This window comes from Paragemmobacter straminiformis, assembly GCF_014243445.1.
GTDB classification, from domain to species: Bacteria; Pseudomonadota; Alphaproteobacteria; order Rhodobacterales; family Rhodobacteraceae; genus Paragemmobacter; species Paragemmobacter straminiformis.
In genome coordinates, this window is record NZ_JACLQD010000001.1 from 1 (window position 1) to 19,127 (window position 19,127).

A 19,127-nucleotide genomic window follows, 5' to 3' on the forward strand; every position below is an offset into this window, starting at 1 on the left:
CGCCCGTCCCTCGCCTCCCGTCCCTCCCTCCCCCTCGCACCGCGTCGCGCCCTCCCCCGCCCCTCGCGCCCTTCGATAGGACGCCGTCCCTCGCCCCCCTCCCCCTCACCCACCCCCACACAACCAACCCCGCCGATCCCCGTTGCCCCGCACCGATCCGCTGCTATCCTTGTCGCGTCATGAGTGCCAAACCCCTCCCCCTTGCCGCCTTTGCCGTGGCGACGCTGCTTCCCGCCGCCCTCCTCGGCCTCGGGGCGACACTCGGCGGCCTCTGGCTCGGGGCGGCCCTTTTCTGGATGTGCGCGCTTTCGCTGCTGCTCGACCAACTCCTGCCGCTGGTCGAAGCCGATGCCCCCGAAGGGGCCGAGTTTCCGGCCGCCGATCCGCTTCTCGCAGGTCTCGCCCTCTCGGCCCTTGCCCTTCTCGTGCTGGCCACCCATGCGGCCACCTCGGGCAGCCTGACCCTGCCGCAAAAGGCGGCACTCCTCATAGCCACCGGCCTCTGGCTCGGCCAGATCGCCCATCCCGCCGCGCATGAGCTGATTCACCGCAGCGACCGGCGTCTCTTCCGCCTCGGCGTGCTCGTCTACTCGGCCCTGCTCATCGGCCATCACGCCTCGTCCCACCGCCTTGTCCACCACCGCCACGTCGCCACCGCCCAAGACCCCGCCACCGCCCGCCGGGGCGAGGGCTTCTGGCGCTTTCTGCTGCGCGCGGGCTGGCAGGGGTTCCGTCAGGGCCTGCGGGCCGAATCCGCCCGCCCGCACCGCCTGCACCCCTATCTCGCCTATCTCGGCCTCGCCGCCCTCGCCCTCGGCGTCGCGGCAGCGGTCGGCGGCGCTGCGGGCGTCGCCGTCTGGACCGCCCTCGCCCTGCACGCCCAGATGCAGATCCACCTGTCCGATTACGTCCAGCACTACGGCCTCACCCGCAGCGTCGCCGCAGATGGCCACCCCGAACCCGTCGGCCCCGCGCACAGCTGGAACACCGCGCACTGGTTCTCCTCGGCGCTGCTGCTGAACGCCCCGCGCCATTCCGACCACCACGCCCATCCGCAGCGCCCCTACCCCGCGCTGCGCCTGCCGCCCGACGCCCCGCGACTGCCCTGGCCCTTGCCCCTTGCCGCCCTGATCGCACTGGTTCCGCCGCTCTGGCGCCGCCTCATGCGGCCCCACCTTTCGCGCATCCGCCCACCGCAATGACTGGTCATCGCCCCGCCTTTCTGGCATTTTCCCGCCAGTTGACCGGAGCTGCCATGACCCTTCGCCCCCTCGCCTTCACCGTCGCACTGGGACTGTCCGGCACCGCCTTCGCCGCTCCCGCCGCCGACGTGCCCATGACGGCCGAGGAATTCTCCGCCTATGCCACCGGCAAGACCCTCTCCTATGCCCAGGGCGGCGAGGTCTGGGGCTCGGAACAATACCTCCCCGACCGCCACGTCGTCTGGACCTTCTCGGGCGAGGAATGCCAATACGGCCAATGGTTCGAGGATGACGGCGCGATCTGCTTCGTCTACGACAAGGACCCCACCCCGCAATGCTGGCGCTTCTTCCGCGAGGCGCGGGGCCTGCGGGCCGAATTCCTTGACGATCCGGTCAACACCAACCTGTCCGAGGTGAGCCAAAGCCCGAAGCCGCTCGCCTGCCCCGGCCCCGACCTCGGCGCATAGGCCAGCCCCCCGGCACCCTCGCCCTGCGGCCCCGTTTCAGCCTTGCGGAAATACTCCACGGGGGGGGCCATCGGTTCCCCGAACCGATGGACGGGGGGCGTGAAGCCCCCCCCCCTTTCGCGCGGCTCAGAACAGCGACCCCTGCCCCCCGTCGCCGCCCGCCTTGCCCTTGCCTGCGGCCAGCCTCACCCGCCCGTCCGCGAATTCGATCTCCAGCACCGCCGCCCGTTCCGCGGCGGCCTTTCCGGTGACGACCGCGCCATCCCCGCGCACCACGGCAAAGCCGCGCCGCAAGGTCTCGGCATAGCCCAGCGTCACCCGCGTCCGGTCCAGCGCATCCAGCCGTTGCTCCAGCGCCGCAAAGCGCGCGGCAGGCGCCGCCTCAAGCCGCGCGGCCAGCGGGACCAGCCGGTCCCTGCCCTCGCGGGTCTTGCGCAGGGCATCCCCGATCACCCGCGCCAGCGACGGCAGCAACCGCGCGCCCAAAGCCTCAAGCCGCGCGGCCCTCCGCTCGGCCCAGCGCTCGCCCGCAACCCCGAGCCGCTGCGCCGCCTCGGCCAGATCGCGCCGCCGGTGCATGACCAGCCCCAGCAGCAACTCGGGCCGCACCAACCCCGCCCGCGCCTCGAACCGCTGCCGCTTGCGCGCCGCGGCCATGCCCAGCCCCGCGCCCAGTCGCCCCGCCCACAGGTCCAGCCGCTGCGCGGCCCCGCCCGTCAGCGCCTCGAGCCGCGGCAAGGCCCGTCCCAGATCGCGCAACCGCTGCCCGCGCAGCCCCACGCCCGAGACCGCCGCCCGCATCGCCCGCGCGCCCAGCCCGTCGACCGCCGCCAGCAGTTCCAGCCGCACCGGAACCGCCATCTCCGCCGCCGCCGTGGGGGTGGGCGCGCGGCGGTCGGCGGCATAGTCGATCAGCGTGGTGTCGGTCTCGTGGCCCACGGCGGAAATCAGCGGAATCCGGCTCGCCGCCGCGGCCCGCACCACGATCTCCTCGTTGAAGCCCCACAGATCCTCGAGCGACCCGCCCCCCCGCGCCACGATGATCAGATCGGGCCGCGGCACCGGCCCCCCCGCCTCGATGGCATTGAACCCGCGGATCGCCGCCGCCACCTCGGGCGCGCAGGCCTGCCCCTGCACCGCGACGGGCCAGATCAGCACATGGCGCGGAAAGCGGTCGCGCAGGCGGTGCAGGATATCGCGGATCACCGCACCACTGGGCGAGGTGACCACCCCGATCACCCCCGGCAGGAACGGCAAGGGCTTTTTGCGCGCGGCATCGAACAGCCCCTCGGCGGCCAGCGCCGCGCGGCGCTTCTCGAGCATCGCCATCAGGGCACCCGCCCCCGCAGGGGCCACATCCTCGACGATCAGCTGGTATTTCGACTGCCCCGGAAAGGTGGTCATCCGCCCCGTGGCGACAACCTCCATTCCCTCCTCGGGGCGCACCTGCATTCGGGAAAGCTGCCCCTTCCAGCTGATCGCCGCGATCACGCTGCGGTCGTCCTTGAGGTCGAAATACAGATGCCCCGAGGCCGGACGCGACACCCGCCCCACCTCGCCCCGCACGCGGACAAGGCCGAACTCGCCCTCGATCACCCGCTTCACCGCGCCGGAGAGTTCCGACACGGTATATTCCGGCTGGTTTCCCTGCGGCGCGGGGGCGGGGTCTTCGAACAGATCCATTGCGTCGGTCTCCGGCTTGTGCGCGAATGTTAAGTCGCCCGCAGGCAAAGGAAAACCGCAAAGCGGTTTCTGACGCAGAAACCGCGCCGGAATTTGACGCAAATTCCGCGCCCCGCCCCGCGCGCCCCCGCCCGCGACAAGGGCGCACCCGATTTCCGCTGCCACCCGATTTCCGCGTCAGAAATCGTCGCGAAATCCGCGTCAGATTTCGCCCCCGCCACCCGCCCCGCGCCCCCCGGCCCGCGAAAAATGCGCAGCCGATTTCCACAGCCCACCCGATTTCTACGTCAGAAATCGTCGCGAAATCCGCGCCAGATTTCGCCCCCGCCGCCCGCCCCGCGCCCCCCGGCCCGCGACAAAGGCGCAGCCGATTTCCGCAGCCCACCCGATTTCTGCGCCAGAAACCGTCGCGAAATCCGCGTCAGACTTCGCCCCCGCCGCCCGCCCCGCGCCCCCCGCCCCGCGACAAGGGCGCAGCCGATTTCCGCAGCCCACCCGATTTCTGCGCCAGAAACCGTCGCGAAATCTGCGCCAGATTTCGCCCCCGCCGCCCGCCCCGCGCCCCCCGCCCCGCGACAAGGGCGCACCCGATTTCCACAGCGCAGCCGATTTCTGCGTCAGAAATCGTCGCGAAATCTGCGCCAGATTTCGCCCGCCCCGCCCGCCCCGCGCCCCCCGGCCCGCGACAAGGGCGCACCCGATTTCCGCAGCCCGCCCGATTTCTGCGTCAGAAATCGTCGCGAAATCTGCGCCAGATTTCGCCCCCGCCGCCCGCCCCGCGCTTGCACCGATGCCCCGCCCCCCCTATAGCCCACCCAACCAGCAAGGGGGGCAGCGCCCATGAACATCCTCATCCTCGGCAGCGGCGGGCGCGAACACGCCCTTGCATGGGCCGTCAAACAGAACCCCAAGACCGACCGCCTCATCGTCGCCCCCGGCAATGCGGGCATCGCCCAGCTTGCCGAATGCGCCGAGATCGACATCCTTTCGGGCGCGACCGTGGTCACCTTCTGCGAAGAGAACGCCATCGACTTCGTGATCGTCGGCCCCGAAGCCCCCCTTGCCGCAGGCGTGGCCGATGCCACCCGCGCCGCTGGCATCCTGACCTTCGGACCTTCGGCCGAGGCCGCAAAGCTCGAAGCCTCAAAATCCTTCACCAAGGAAATCTGCGACGCCTGCGCCGCCCCGACCGCCGCCTATGCCCGCTTCACCGCCCCCGCCCCCGCCCGCGCCTATGTGCAGGCGCAGGGCGCGCCCATCGTGGTGAAAGCCGACGGCCTTGCCGCGGGCAAGGGCGTGATCGTGGCAATGACGATCGACGAGGCGCTTGCCGCCATCGACGACATGTTCGGCGGCGAATTCGGCGCCGCAGGGGCCGAAGTGGTGATCGAGGAATTCATGACGGGCGAGGAAGCCTCGTTCTTCATCCTCACCGACGGCACCCATGCCCTGCCCATCGGCACGGCGCAGGACCACAAGCGCGTGGGCGACGGCGACACGGGGCCGAACACCGGCGGCATGGGCGCCTATTCCCCCGCCCCCGTCCTGTCGGATGCCATCGCCACACGCGCCATGCAGGAAATCGTCCTGCCCACCATCCGCGAAATGGCCCGCCGTGGCACGCCCTACCAAGGCGTCCTCTACGCCGGATTGATGATCGAGAACGGACAAGGCCGCCTTGTCGAATACAACGCCCGCTTCGGCGACCCCGAATGCCAGGTGCTGATGATGCGCCTCGGCGCGCAGGCCCTCGACCTGCTGCTCGCCTGCGCCGAAGGCCGGCTGGACGAGGCGCAGGTGACCTGGGCCGAAGACCACGCCCTGACCGTTGTCATGGCCGCGCGCGGCTACCCCGCCGCCTATGTCAAGGGAACCGAGATCAGGGGGCTCGACGCCCTGCCCGAAACCTCGTCGCAGATGGTGTTCCACGCCGGAACCCGCGCCGAAGGCGGCAAGACCCTCGCCACGGGGGGCCGCGTCCTCAACGTCACCGCCCGAGGCGCCACATTGGCCGAGGCGCAGGCCCGCGCCTATGCGATGGTCGATGCCATCGACTGGCCCGAAGGCTTCTGCCGCCGCGACATCGGCTGGCGCGCGCTCTGACGGTGCGGTCGTGGCGGGGCTGACCGCAGCAGGGGGGCGTGGCCCGACGCTTCTGGCCCTCGCCCTCGCAGCGCTTGCCCTGCTAAGCCTCGCGCCCCGCCTGCCCCATGCAGAACTGTGGCAATACGACGAATGGTACAGCGCCGAGCGGGTCCACGGCATCCTGCAAGGCGACTGGCTCACCTTGCGCGAAAACGGCCTGCCGGTGTTCAAGAAGCCGCCGCTGCAATACTGGCTTTCGGCGGGCCTCGTCCATCTGGGGCTGTCCGACAGGCTCGCCCTGCGCCTGCCCTCGCTTCTTGCCGCGCTGGGCACGCTGGCGCTGACCGCGCATCTGGCCCGCCGCCTTTCGCCCCATCCGCTTGCTGCCCCCGTGGCACTGGTGCTTGTGCTGTCCTCGACACTGTTCTGGATTTCGGCCAGTTCGGCCATGCTCGATGCAGGCGCGGCCTTCCTGCTGACTGCGGCCATCGCCGCACTCTTCGCGGCGTGGCAGACCCCCCGTTACTGGTGGCTCGTGGCGCTCGCCCTCGGCCTTGGCGCGCTGCAAAAGGCGCCCGTCGCGGCCCTCGCCCTGCCGCTTGCCGCGCTGATGCTCGCAACGGGCGGCCGCCCCGCGCGCTGCGGCAAACACGCCCTCGCGCTGATCCCCGCCCTCGCCCTGCTTGCGCTCTGGCCCCTCGTCACCCTTGCGCTGCACGGGCCGGATGCGCTGCGCGTCGCCTATCTGCGCGAAACCCTCCTGCGCTTCACGCCAGCCCCCGCCGACTGGTCGCGCCACCTGCGCTGGACGACATGGGCCGCAAAGGACGGCGTCCTGCTGTGGACCACCCTCGTCCTCGCCCCGCTTGCCCTTGCCGCCCTTTCCCTTGCCCGCGCCCCCTTCGTCCCCGCCCTCGGCCAGCGCCGCCCGCAGGCCCGCGCCACGGCATTGCTGGTGCTGGTGTTCTTCGCCGCCCTCACCGCGGCACGAGGCGAGGTGTTCGACCGCTACCTCGTGCAAATCCTGCCCCTCGCCGCCGCCGGCACCGCCGCCCTCCTCTGCGCCCTGCCGCGCAACAGCGGCCCCCTCGCCGCCGCGATCCTGACCATCGCAAGCGGCGGGCCGTTGAAATCGCCCCATGACGCCGGCCTGACCGAGGCGGGAATAGCCCCCTTCCGCCCGCTGCTCGCGCATTTCCACGCCCGCCTGACGCCCGCCGAACAGCCCGTGGTCTGCGGCTGGGAGAAATCCGACCAGATCATCTTCCCCGCCGCGCTCTGGCTGCTCGGCTCGGGCAACCGGCCCTTCCGCCGCATCTGGAGCGCCGCCGAACTGCCCAAGGCCCTCGCCATCGCGAACCTGACACCCCCGCTGCGCGGCCTCTGCCTTGATACGGAATACGCGGCCCTATCCCGCGCCCTGCCCCTGACCGTCGCCGAACGCGACGCAGGCTGGGTCCACTGGACCTACCCCTGACCGCCCGCACCACCCGCGAAAAACTTTCCTCCGAAAGTTTTTCCGCCCCCGCCCGCACGGCGGCAGCCCGATCCGCCCTTGCACGCCTCGGCTGCCCCGCATAAGAAGCGCGCGAATTATGGCCTTGGCGGGGGGGACGCATGCCGCTTCTCGTGATGAAATTCGGCGGCACCTCGGTGGCCGACCTTGCGCGCATCAAGAACGCCGCGGCCAAGGTCAAGCGCGAGGTCGAGCGCGGCTATGACGTGATCGTCATCGTCTCGGCCATGTCGGGCAAGACCAACGAACTCGTCGGCTGGGTCGAGGCGACCTCGCCCCTCTACGACGCGCGCGAATATGACGCGGTGGTCTCCTCGGGCGAGAATGTGACCGCAGGCCTCATGGCGCTGACCTTGCAGGAAATGGAGGTCCCCGCCCGTTCGTGGCAGGGCTGGCAGGTTCCGATCCTGACCACCTCGGCCCATGCCTCGGCGCGCTTCATCGACATTCCCCGCGCCAACATCGACGCGAAATTCGCCGAAGGCTTCAAGGTCGCGGTCGTCGCGGGCTTTCAGGGCGTCAGCCCCGAAGGCCGCATCACCACGCTAGGCCGCGGCGGTTCCGACACCACCGCCGTCGCCTTCGCCGCCGCCTTCGGCGCCGAACGCTGCGACATCTACACCGATGTCGACGGCGTCTACACCACCGACCCGCGCATCACCGACAAGGCCCGCAAACTTCCGAAGATCGCCTTCGAGGAGATGCTGGAACTCGCCTCGCTGGGTGCCAAGGTGCTGCAAACCCGCTCGGTCGAGCTTGCCATGCGCTACAAGGTGCGGCTGCGCGTTCTGTCCTCGTTCGAGGACACCGACGAAAACTCTGGAACCCTGGTCTGTGACGAGGATGAAATCATGGAATCGAAAGTCGTCTCGGGCGTCGCCTATTCGCGCGACGAAGCCAAAATGACCCTTGTGACCGTCGAAGACCGCCCCGGCGTCGCCTCGGCCATCTTCGGCCCGCTGGCCGAGGCAGGGGTGAACGTGGACATGATCGTCCAGAACATCTCGGAAAAGAACTACGCGGGCCATTCGGGTGCCGTTACCGACATGACCTTCTCGGTCCCCACCAATCAGGTGGCGCGGGCGAAAAAGGCGATGGAAGACGCCCAGGCCGCAGGCATGATCAAATACGACGACCTCAACGTCGACACCGATGTCGCCAAGGTATCGGTCGTGGGCATCGGCATGCGGAGCCACGCAGGCGTTGCCGCCAAGATGTTCGCGGCCCTCGCGGCCGAGAACATCAACATCAAGGTCATCGCCACCTCCGAGATCAAGATTTCCGTCCTGATCGACCGCAAATACATGGAACTGGCCGTGCAGGCGCTGCACGACGCCTTCGAACTGGACAAGGCCGGAGCCTGAGGCTTCCGCCTCACCGCGTGAACCAAGGGGCGTGCAGCGATGCGCGCCCCTTGCCTTTTGCGGCAAGGCCGAACGCCCGCGCACAATCCGGCCCCGGTCCACCCTGCCCGACCCTACCCTTGCGGCAAGGCGTCCCCCGGGGCCACGGGCGGGTGGCGTCCCTGCGCCGCGTGGCACGGGCTGCCGCCCTTACCGCTCCCGACCTGCCGCCCCGCGCCCGCGCCTTTTCCCGACCGGCGGCTTAACCATCCCCGTTTCCCTTCCCGCCCCTTTATGATCTAACGCAGCTAAACCCCCAACCATCGGGCGGAGCATGATGCCGGAACGGACAGAAAGCGACAGCCGCAAGCTCTTGCGCCGCCTGCGCGACACACTCGCCATTCCCGGTCAGGGTCAGGACCGGCTGAACCGCATCACCCACCTCATCGCCGACAGCATGGGAACCGAGGTCTGCTCGATCTACCTGTTCCGCGACCCCGAAACGCTCGAACTCTGCGCCACCGAGGGTCTGCGCCCCGAATCCGTCCACCAGACGCGCATGAAACTGGGCGAAGGGCTCGTCGGCCGCGTCGCCCGCACCGGCCTTCCCGTCAACACCGCCAACGCCCCCTCGGAAAAGGGCTTCCGCTACATGCCCGAAACGGGAGAGGAGATTTACTCCTCCTTCCTCGGCGTGCCGATCCAGCGCGTGGGCGAGAAACTCGGCGTCCTCGTCGTCCAGTCCCGCACCGCCCGCCAGTTCACCGAAGACGAGATCTACGCCCTCGAAGTCGTGGCGATGGTGCTGGCCGAAATGACCGAGCTTGGCCTCTTCGCGGGCGATGTCGACGGGATGCGCGCGCTGCACAAGCAACCCGTGATGATCCGTGGCGGCACGGGGCAAGAGGGTGCTGCCGAAGGCCGCGTCTGGCTGCACGAAGCCCGCGTCGTGGTGACGAATCCCGTGGCCGACGACCCGCTGACCGAAATCGAACGCATCCGCGCGGCGGTGGGGCAACTGCGGGTCTCGGTCGATGATCTTCTGGCCGCCGAAAGCCTCGACAAGGACCAGAAACAGGTTCTCGAAGCCTATCGCATGTTCGCCCATTCCCGTGGCTGGCTGCGGCGGATGGAGGATGACATCGCCCTCGGCCTCTCGGCCGAAGCCGCGGTCGAAAAGGAACAATCCGCCACCCGCGCCCGCCTCGAACAGGTGCCCGACGCCTACCTGCGCGAACGTCTGCACGACCTTGACGACCTGTCGAACCGCCTGTTGCGCATCCTGACGGGCCAGGGCCACGACACAGGCGCCGAAATGCCGGAAAATCCGGTGCTGGTCGCGCGCAACATCGGCCCTGCCGAGCTTCTGGAATATGGCCGCAAGCTCAAGGGCGTGGTGCTCGAGGAAGGCTCGGTCGGCAGCCACGCCGCCATCGTCGCCCGCGCGCTGGCCATTCCGCTCGTCATCCACGCCGACCGCATCGTGACCGAGGCGCTGAACGGCGACCCGATCCTCGTCGATGGCGATCAGGGCATCGTCCACCTCCGCCCCGAGGAAACCGTGGCCCGCGCCTTCCGCGACAAGATCGCGATGCAAGCCGCCGCCCAGCAACGCTATTCCAGCCTGCGCGGCCTGCCCGCCCAGTCGAAATGCGGCACCGTCACCAGCCTGATGATGAACGCGGGCCTCATGGCCGACCTGCCCAGCCTCGACGGCTCGGGGGCCGAAGGCGTGGGCCTCTTCCGGACCGAGCTGCAATTCCTCGTCCGCAACAAGATGCCCCAGCGCGCCGAACTCGCCGCCCTCTACGCCCGCGTGATGGACGCGGCCAAAGGCAAGCGCGTCGCCTTCCGCACCCTCGACATCGGCTCCGACAAGGTGCTGCCCTACATGAAGCCGCAGGACGAACCCAACCCCGCGATGGGCTGGCGCGCGATCCGCGTGGGGCTCGACAAGCCGGGCGTGCTTCGGATGCAGTTGCAGGCGCTGATCCGCGCCGCCAAGGGGCGTCCGCTGTCGGTCATGTTCCCCTTCATCACCGAATACGGCGAATTCGTCACCGCCCGCGATGTCGTCATGGCCGAACTCGACCGCGAAGCCGCGATGGGCCACCCCGTGCCCGAAACGGTCGAGGTGGGGGCCATGCTCGAAACCCCCAGCCTTGCCTATGCGCCCAAGGCCTTCTTCGACCTGACCGATTTCGTCTCGATCGGCGGCAACGACCTGAAGCAGTTCTTCTTCGCCGCCGACCGCGAGAATGAACGCGTGCGCCGCCGTTACGACACGCTCAACGTCTCGTTCCTGCGCTTTCTCGACCATATCATCGCCCGCTGCGCCGCCTCGGGAACGCCGCTCTCCTTCTGCGGCGAGGATGCGGGCCGCCCGGTCGAGGCGCTGGCCTTCGCGGCGCGCGGCTTGCGCACGCTGTCCATGCGCCCCGCCTCGATCGGCCCGATCAAGGCGCTCTTGCGCCGCGTCGATCTGGCCGAAGCCAATGCCGTCATCGACAGGGCGATGGCCGAGGGCCACGAAACCATCCGCCCCGCCTTGATGGACTGGCTGGCCGACCAGCCCGAATAACCCCGCCACCCCGCGCAGGTGCCACGCATCGGGGCAAGGCGCCCCCGACCGACCAAAGGCTCCCGCCCTTCCCCTTGCAGACATCGGGGCGCATCTCGCTTCGGGAATCGGGGCGGCTAGCACAGCCGAAACAGCCGTCAGACCACCGTTGCACCCCGACCCGCCCGCACAGCCACCCGCCGCTGGCAGGCACGGCGGCGGCCGCAAAACGCGGTCGGGACGAACCGCTGTCAGGGCGGGCCGCTGTCAGGGCGGGCCGCCCCGATTTTTCGCAGAAAAATCGTGCCCCGCCTCAGAACGGCAGGTCGTCGGCCTGATCGGCATCGACAACGAAACCCGCCACCACGCGCTTGACGCCGGCCTTGCTGAAATCGACCTCCAGCTTGTCGCCCTCGATCCCGATCACGATGCCATAGCCGAATTTCTGGTGGAACACGCGGTCCCCTTCGGCAAAGGCCGATACGGCGGTGGCGTCGATCACGATGCCCCGCGCCTCGCGCGGCTGGGCCACGGGACGGGTCGCCGCACGGTCCTGCATCCGCCGCCAACCGGGCGAGTTGTAGACATCCGCCTTGCCCACGCGGTCGTCAAAGGACGTGCTGCCATAGCTCACCGCCGCCGCGCCGAAACCGCCGCCATACAGCCCCGGCGGCGTCAGCACCTCGACATGGGCGGCGGGCAATTCGTCGATGAAGCGGCTTGGCAACTGGCTTTGCCACTGGCCATAGACGCGGCGGTTCGACGCAAAGGAGATCGTGCAGACCTCCTCGGCCCGCGTGATGCCCACATAGGCCAGACGCCGCTCCTCCTCCAACCCCTTCAACCCGCTTTCATCCATGCTGCGCTGGCTCGGGAACAGCCCGTCCTCCCAGCCCGGCAGAAACACCACCGGAAACTCCAGTCCCTTGGCCGCATGCAGCGTCATGATCGACACCTTTTCCAGCGCCTCTTCGGACTCGTTCTCCATGATCAACGAGACATGTTCGAGGAACCCTTGCAGATTGTCGAACTGCTCCAGCGCCTTGACCAGTTCCTTGAGGTTCTCGAGCCGCCCCGGAGCCTCGGGCGTCTTGTCGTTCTGCCACATCGCCGTGTAGCCCGATTCCTCGAGAATCACCTCGGCCAGCCGCACATGGTCCATCGGCTTCGGCGCGGCCCCGATCTCTTCGACCAGCGCGTCATCCTCACCGCCCACCACCCGCGCAGCGCCCAGCGTCAGCGCATGCCAGCGGTCGATCCCCTCGACAAAGGCGCGCAGTTGCCCAGCCCCCTTGCCGCCGATCCCGCCGCTTGCAACCAGCTCCCGCGCGCCCTCGTGCAAGCTGACACCCGCCATCCGCGCCGTCCGCTGGATATCGGCCTGCGCCTTGTCGCCCAGCCCCCGCTTGGGCAGGTTGACCACCCGCTCAAAGGCCAGATCGTCCTCGGGGCTGACCGCCAGCCGGAAATAGGCCATCGCATCGCGGATTTCCTGCCGCTCGTAGAATCGCGGCCCCCCGATCACGCGATAGGGCAGGCCGATGGTCAGGAAGCGGTCCTCGAAGGCCCGCATCTGGTGCGACGCACGGACAAGAATCGCCTGATCCTCCAGCCCGTATGTCCCCATCCCGCGCGTGCCGCGTTGCAGCGCCTCGATCTCTTCCCCGATCCAGCGCGCTTCTTCCTCGCCATCCCAATGGCCGATCAGCCGCACCTTCTCGCCCGCCTGCGCCTCGGTCCACAGCGTCTTGCCAAGCCGCCCCGCATTGGCCGAAATCACCCCGCTCGCGGCGGCAAGGATATGGGGCGTGCTGCGGTAATTCTGCTCAAGCTTGATCACCACAGCGCCGGGAAAATCCTTTTCGAACCGCAGGATATTGCCCACCTCGGCCCCGCGCCAGCCATAGATCGACTGGTCGTCGTCGCCCACGCAGCAGATGTTGCGATGGCCCTGCGCCAGCAGGCGCAGCCAAAGGTACTGGCAAACGTTGGTGTCCTGATATTCGTCGACAAGGATGTATCTGAACCAGCGCTGATACTGCGCCAGCACATCGCCATGCGTCTGGAAGATCGTCACGCAGTGCAAGAGCAGGTCGCCGAAATCCGTGGCGTTCAGCGTCCGCAGCCGCTCCTGATATTGCGCGTAAAGCTCGGTCCCGCGGTTGTTGTAGCCTGCCGCCTCGCCCGACGGCACGCGCTCGGGCGTGAGGGCGCGGTTCTTCCATCCGTCGATCATTCCGGCCAGCATCCGCGCGGGCCAGCGTTTCTCGTCGATGTTCGCGGCCACGATCAACTGCTTGAGCAACCTGATCTGGTCATCTGTATCCAGAATCGTGAAGTTCGACTTCAACCCCACCAGTTCCGCATGCCGCCGCAGGATCTTGACCGACAGGCTGTGAAAGGTGCCCATCCACGGCATCCCCTCGACCACCTCGCCCAAAAGGCGCCCGACCCGCTCCTTCATCTCGCGCGCCGCCTTGTTGGTGAAGGTCACGGCCAGAATCTCGTTCGGCCTTGCCCGACCCATCCGCATCAGATGCACGATCCGCGCGGTCAGCGCCTTGGTCTTGCCCGTCCCCGCCCCCGCCAGCATCAGCACAGGGCCGTCCATCGCCTCGACCGCGCGGCGCTGTTCGGGGTTCAGATCGTCCATATAGCGCGCCGGCCGCGCCGCGACGGCCCGCTGCGACAGGGGAATGGCCGCAGCCTCGAAAGCGTCGTTTTCGTCGTACTGGCTCATACAGCCAGTCTAGCGGCATCCGGCCCAAAGGAAAAGGGCGATGTTCCCCAAATGTTCGCCGCTCCGCCCTCGCCCGCGCGTCAAGATCGCTCAAGAACGCACCTGCGCACCTTGTCGCAGCGCCCGAGTGTCGCATTTCCTTCACTTGGCAGCGCATACGCCCCTTGCGCTGCGCTGCAGCAACAATAGAGTGCCCTGCAATTTCCGTTGCCAATCCGCCAAAGGACATGCCCATGCCCGAATTCCGCAAGATCCTTGTCGCCAACCGCGGCGAGATCGCCATCCGTGTCATGCGTGCCGCGAACGAGATGGGCAAGAAGACCGTCGCCGTCTTCGCGGAAGAGGACAAGCTGTCGCTGCACCGCTTCAAGGCGGACGAGGCCTACCGCATCGGCGAGGGGCTCTCGCCCGTGGGCGCCTACCTCTCCATCCCCGAAATCATCCGCGTGGCCAAGATGGCCGGGGCCGACGCCATCCACCCCGGCTACGGCCTCCTTTCCGAAAACCCCGATTTCGTCGAAGCTTGCGACAACGCGGGCATCACCTTCATCGGCCCCCGCGCCGAAACCATGCGCGCCCTCGGTGACAAGGCCTCGGCCCGCCGCGTGGCGATGGAGGCGGGCGTGCCCGTCATCCCCGCGACCGAAGTTCTGGGCGACGACATGGCGCTCATCAAGAAACAGGCCGCCGAAGTCGGCTACCCGCTGATGCTGAAAGCGTCATGGGGCGGCGGCGGTCGCGGCATGCGCCCGATCCTGTCGGAATCCGAACTCGAGGCCAAGGTCCGCGAAGGCCGGCGCGAGGCCGAGGCCGCCTTCGGCAACGGCGAGGGCTATCTGGAAAAGATGATCCAGCGCGCCCGCCACGTCGAGGTGCAGATCCTCGGCGACAAGCACGGCAACATCTACCACCTGTGGGAACGCGACTGCACCGTGCAGCGCCGCAACCAGAAGGTCGTCGAACGCGCCCCCGCCCCCTACCTCACCCCCGAACAGCGGGCCGAGGTCTGCGAAATGGGCCGCCGCATCTGCGCCCATGTGAATTACGAATGCGCCGGCACCGTCGAATTCCTGATGGATATGGATTCGGGCAAGTTCTACTTCATCGAGGTGAACCCCCGCGTGCAGGTCGAACACACCGTCACCGAAGAGGTGACCGGCATCGACATCGTGCAGGCCCAGATCCTGATCGAAGAGGGCAAGACGCTGGCCGAAGCCACCGGCATCGCCAGCCAGGACGGCGTGCAACTCAACGGCCACGCCCTGCAATGCCGCGTGACGACCGAGGACCCGCTCAACAACTTCATCCCCGACTATGGCCGCCTCACCGCCTATCGTTCGGCCACGGGCAACGGCATCCGCCTCGATGGCGGCACGGCCTATGCGGGCGGCGTCATCACCCGCTATTACGATTCGCTTCTGGTAAAGGTCACCGCCCACGCCCAGACGCCCGAAAAGGCCATCGCCCGCATGGACCGCGCCCTGCGCGAATTCCGCATCCGCGGGGTGGCGACGAACATCGATTTCGTCATCAACCTGCTCAAGCACCCGACGTTCCTCGATGACACCTACACCACCAAGTTCATCGACACGACGCCCGACCTTTTCGTGTTCAAAAAGCGCCGCGACCGCGCCACCAAGATCCTGACCTACATCGCCGACATCACGGTGAACGGTCACCCCGAAACCGCAGGCCGCCCGAAACCGCCGGCCGAGGCGCGCCCGCCCAAACCGCCGAAACTGCTGACCGAACAGCCCGGCACAGGCACGCGCAACCTTCTCGAACAAAAAGGCCCGCAGGCCGTCGCCGACTGGATGAAGGCACAGAAAAAGGTCCTGCTGACCGACACCACCATGCGCGACGGCCACCAGTCGCTGCTGGCGACGCGCATGCGCTCGGTCGACATGATCCGCGTGGCACCCGCCTATGCCGCCAACCTGCCGCAACTGTTCTCGGTCGAATGCTGGGGCGGGGCGACGTTTGACGTCGCCTATCGCTTCTTGCAGGAATGCCCGTGGCAACGCCTGCGCGACCTGCGCGCGGCCATGCCCAATGTCATGACCCAGATGCTGCTGCGCGCCTCGAACGGGGTGGGCTACACCAATTACCCCGACAACGTGGTCAAGGCCTTCGTCAAACAGGCCGCGACCACCGGCGTCGATGTGTTCCGCGTCTTCGACAGCCTGAACTGGGTCGAGAACATGCGCGTCGCGATGGATGCTGTGATCGAGGCGAACAAGGTCTGCGAAGGCACGATCTGCTACACCGGTGACATCCTCGACCCCGCCCGCGCCAAATACGACCTGAAATATTACGTCGACCGCGCCAAAGAGCTGAAGGCCGCAGGCGCGCATGTCCTCGGCCTCAAGGACATGGCGGGCCTGCTGAAACCCGCAGGCGCGCGGCTTCTGGTCAAGACGCTCAAGCAGGAAGTCGGCCTGCCGATCCACTTCCACACCCATGACACCTCGGGCGCGGGTGCGGCCACCATCCTTGCCGCCTGCGACGCGGGCGTCGACGCCGTGGATGCCGCGATGGACGCCTTCTCGGGCGGCACCTCGCAGCCCTGCCTCGGCTCCATCGTCGAGGCGCTCCGCCATACCGACCGCGACACCGGCCTCGACATCGCCGCCATCCGCGACATCTCGAACTACTGGGAGGCCGTGCGCCGCCAGTATCTCGCCTTCGAATCCGGCCTGCCCGCCCCCGCGTCCGAAGTCTACCTGCACGAAATGCCCGGCGGCCAGTTCACCAACCTCAAGGCGCAGGCCCGCTCGCTCGGTCTCGAAGAGCGTTGGCCCGAAGTGGCACAGGCCTATGCCGACGCCAACCAGATGTTCGGCGACATCGTCAAGGTCACGCCCTCGTCGAAAGTCGTGGGCGACATGGCGCTGATGATGGTGGCACAGGGCCTGACCCGCGCGCAGGTCGAAGACCCCGCCACCGATGTGGCCTTCCCCGACTCGGTCGTCGACATGATGAAGGGCAATCTCGGCCATCCCCACGGCGGCTGGCCCGCGGGCATCCAGAAAAAGGTGCTCAAGGGCGACACGCCCCTCACCGACCGCCCCGGCAAGACCCTGCCCCCCGTCGATCTCGAGGAAACCCGCGCCAAGCTCTCGGCCGAACTCAACGGCTACACCGTGGATGACGAGGACCTGAACGGCTACCTCATGTATCCCAAGGTGTTCCTCGACTACATGGGCCGCCACCGCCTTTACGGCCCCGTCCGCGCCCTGCCGACCAAGACCTTCTTCTACGGCATGGAACCGGGCGAAGAGATCACCCCCGAAATCGACCCCGGCAAGCAGCTCGTCATCCGCCTGCAAGCCGTGGGCGAGACGACCGAGGACGGCGACGTCAAGGTGTTCTTCGAACTCAACGGCCAGCCCCGCGTGATCCGCGTGCCGAACCGCGCCATCAAGGCCAAGGCCGCAGTCAAGCCCAAGGCGGCCGAGGGCAACCCCGCCCATGTCGGCGCGCCCATGCCCGGCTCCATCGCATCCGTGGCCGTCTCGGTCGGCCAGAAGGTCCGCGCGGGCGACCTGCTTTTGACCATCGAGGCGATGAAGATGGAAACCGGCCTCCACGCCGACCGCGAGGCGACCGTCAAGGCGCTGCACGTCCATCCCGGCAGCCAGATCGAGGCCAAGGACCTGCTCGTCGAACTGGAATGACCTTGCCCTGACCCTTATGCACGCCACCACCTGACGGCCCGCCCCACGGCGGGCAGTTTGGCATGCTGCAACCGGAACGCCGGGGGGCTGTCTGCCCCCCACGAAGGGCCGCGTGCCGCGCCCCTTCTCCCCCCGAGGATATTTGGACGAGCATGAAAGCAGCGCCCCGCGCGAATTGCGTCCAGAGAGGCAAGAACATCCCCGCAGGGGTTTTGCGGGCGGCCCCTACCGCTTCTTGACGAACTCGGTCAGAATCACGATCCGCTGCCCTTCGACACGACCCTCGATCTGCGCCGCATTGTCGGACACCAACGCGATCCCGCGCACCGCCGTGCCGCGCTTGGCGGTGAAATTCGCGCCCTTGACCACAAGGTCCTTGATCAGCACCACCGTATCGCCCTGCGCCAGAACCGCGCCGTTGCTGTCCTTGTGGACCACGCCCGCCGCAGCCTCGGTCCAGCCCTGCACCTCGTCCGACAGCATCATCCCCGCCCGCGCCTCGGCGGCCCAATCGGCATCCAGCGTGCCAAGCTTGCGCCAGACGGCCAGTTGCACCGCAGGCACCCCCGACCAAGCCGCGCCCTCGAGGCAGCGCCAGTGGCTTTCCCCCACGGTTTCGTCGCCGCGACAGGCCGCGCAAAGCGCCACCTCGCCCGCAGGCGGCACATCGACCGCTTCCAGCCCCTCGGCCACGCCGCAGAATTCGCAAACCCCGCCCGACCGCGCGATCAGTTCCCCGTCCATTCCGTCACCTTTCGACAAACTCCCCCTCCCCCTACGCCCCCCGCAGGGAAAAGACAAAGCCGCCGCGATTTTTCGCCAAAGCCGCTTTTCCCCCCTTGCGGTGCGCGCGCCTCTTTTATACATCCCCCCTCGTCCAGACGGTGCGGGCGTAGCTCAGGGGTAGAGCATAACCTTGCCAAGGTTAGGGTCGTGAGTTCGAATCTCATCGCCCGCTCCAATGGACCAGCCAAGCGGCCACCCCCCCGGGTGGCCGTTTCGCATTGCGCCCCCCCGCTTTCCTTCCGCCCCGATCCGCGCCACTCTCTGCCGCACCGAAGCCAAGGCCGCGCCATGTATGTCCCGCCCCATTTCCACGAGATCGACCCGACCGAGATCGCCGCCGTCATCGCGGCCTTTCCTCTCGCCTGCCTCGTGGCCCAGACACCCCTCGGGCTGATCGCCAACCACATCCCCCTGCTTGCCGCCCCCGATGGCACGCTGGTCGGCCACGTGGCGCTTGCCAACGACCTGCACCGCCTGATCCCCGACGGGGCCGAGGTGCTGGCGATCTTCCGCGCCGAAGACGCCTATATCTCGCCCAACACCTACCCCTCCAAGGCCGAGCATCACCGCCACGTGCCGACATGGAACTATCAGGCCGTGCATATGGCGGGCCGCATCGCCTTCCAGCACGACAGCCACAGCAAACGCGCCGCCGTCGGCCTGCTCACCCGTCTGCACGAACGCCGCGTGAACGGCGCGGACGCATGGCGCATGGCCGATGCGCCGCCCGACTACATGGAGACGATGCTGGAAAACATTGTCGCCTTCCGCATCACGGTCGCGCAGACGCTTGCGAAATCGAAACTCGGCCAGAACCGCGACGACCGCGACCTGCACGGCGCGGTCGAGGGGCTGCGCCGCCAGGGCCGGAACGACATCGCGGACAAGATGGCCAAGGCCCGCACGCGCAAGGGCTGACCCGCCCCGACACCGCCTGCCACAGCGCTGATTTCCCGCAGAAAAATCTCGCCGCCCCGCCACTGCGGCCCGCCCGCCCCGCCAGTTCCCGCGCCGGATTCGCCGCCGGATCACCCACAGCGTCCTCTGCGCGGCGGCGCGCAAATTTCC

Annotated in this window: 11 protein-coding genes and 1 tRNA gene; 9 read left to right on the forward strand and 3 right to left on the reverse strand. The window is 68.2% G+C overall.

All coding sequences use genetic code 11. From position 1 onward, the window contains the following. Positions 1 to 179: 179 nt before the first annotated feature. Complete coding sequence (locus H7F16_RS00005) at positions 180 to 1,202, forward strand: alkane 1-monooxygenase (RefSeq protein ID WP_185795509.1); 1,023 nt, start codon at positions 180 to 182, stop codon at positions 1,200 to 1,202. Positions 1,203 to 1,255: 53 nt separating this feature from the next. Continuing rightward, positions 1,256 to 1,669: a hypothetical protein gene (locus H7F16_RS00010; RefSeq protein WP_185795510.1), complete on the forward strand. Its 414-nt coding sequence runs from the start codon at positions 1,256 to 1,258 to the stop codon at positions 1,667 to 1,669. A gap of 126 nt (positions 1,670 to 1,795) precedes the next feature. On the opposite strand, the gene xseA is transcribed toward H7F16_RS00010, so the two are convergent. After that, positions 1,796 to 3,352: an exodeoxyribonuclease VII large subunit gene (xseA, locus tag H7F16_RS00015; protein WP_185795511.1), complete on the reverse strand. Its 1,557-nt coding sequence runs from the start codon at positions 3,350 to 3,352 to the stop codon at positions 1,796 to 1,798. A gap of 840 nt (positions 3,353 to 4,192) precedes the next feature. On the opposite strand from xseA, the gene purD reads away from it, so the two are divergent. The 4 genes from purD to ptsP all read left to right on the forward strand — a co-directional run bounded on the left by purD (position 4,193) and on the right by ptsP (position 10,877). Continuing rightward, the gene (gene purD / locus H7F16_RS00020; protein ID WP_185795512.1) at positions 4,193 to 5,455 is read left to right on the forward strand and encodes a phosphoribosylamine--glycine ligase; all 1,263 of its coding nucleotides are present in this window, start codon (positions 4,193 to 4,195) and stop codon (positions 5,453 to 5,455) included. Beyond that, a complete protein-coding gene (locus H7F16_RS00025) occupies positions 5,397 to 6,914 on the forward strand; it encodes an ArnT family glycosyltransferase (protein WP_185795513.1) in 1,518 nt (505 codons plus the stop codon). The genes purD and H7F16_RS00025 overlap by 59 nt, the downstream gene beginning before the upstream one ends. 140 nt (positions 6,915 to 7,054) lie before the next feature. Continuing rightward, positions 7,055 to 8,317, forward strand: coding sequence for an aspartate kinase (locus tag H7F16_RS00030; protein ID WP_185795514.1), 1,263 nt, complete (start codon positions 7,055 to 7,057; stop codon positions 8,315 to 8,317). A 316-nt stretch (positions 8,318 to 8,633) separates the two neighbouring features. Then, positions 8,634 to 10,877 carry a phosphoenolpyruvate--protein phosphotransferase gene (ptsP, locus tag H7F16_RS00035; protein ID WP_185795515.1) on the forward strand — a complete coding sequence of 748 codons (2,244 nt, stop codon included), beginning with the start codon at positions 8,634 to 8,636 and terminating at the stop codon, positions 10,875 to 10,877. A gap of 292 nt (positions 10,878 to 11,169) precedes the next feature. Here ptsP and H7F16_RS00040 read toward each other — a convergent pair whose 3' ends face one another. Further along, positions 11,170 to 13,596, reverse strand: coding sequence for an ATP-dependent helicase (locus H7F16_RS00040; RefSeq protein ID WP_185795516.1), 2,427 nt, complete (start codon positions 13,594 to 13,596; stop codon positions 11,170 to 11,172). A 233-nt stretch (positions 13,597 to 13,829) separates the two neighbouring features. Between H7F16_RS00040 and H7F16_RS00045 the strand changes: the two genes are divergently transcribed. Continuing rightward, positions 13,830 to 17,273 (forward strand): pyruvate carboxylase, encoded by a 3,444-nt coding sequence (locus H7F16_RS00045; RefSeq protein WP_185795517.1) that lies wholly within the window; start codon positions 13,830 to 13,832, stop codon positions 17,271 to 17,273. Positions 17,274 to 17,498: 225 nt separating this feature from the next. Here the strand turns inward: H7F16_RS00045 and H7F16_RS00050 are convergent, their stop codons facing one another. Beyond that, the gene (locus H7F16_RS00050) at positions 17,499 to 18,017 is read right to left on the reverse strand and encodes a PhnA domain-containing protein (protein WP_185795518.1); all 519 of its coding nucleotides are present in this window, start codon (positions 18,015 to 18,017) and stop codon (positions 17,499 to 17,501) included. A 142-nt stretch (positions 18,018 to 18,159) separates the two neighbouring features. Here H7F16_RS00050 and H7F16_RS00055 point away from each other — a divergent pair. Together H7F16_RS00055 and H7F16_RS00060 are read left to right on the forward strand one after the other, a co-directional pair. Then, a tRNA-Gly gene (locus H7F16_RS00055) sits at positions 18,160 to 18,234 on the forward strand. A gap of 113 nt (positions 18,235 to 18,347) precedes the next feature. After that, positions 18,348 to 18,977, forward strand: coding sequence for an FMN-binding negative transcriptional regulator (locus tag H7F16_RS00060; RefSeq protein ID WP_185795519.1), 630 nt, complete (start codon positions 18,348 to 18,350; stop codon positions 18,975 to 18,977). Positions 18,978 to 19,127: the final 150 nt, after the last annotated feature.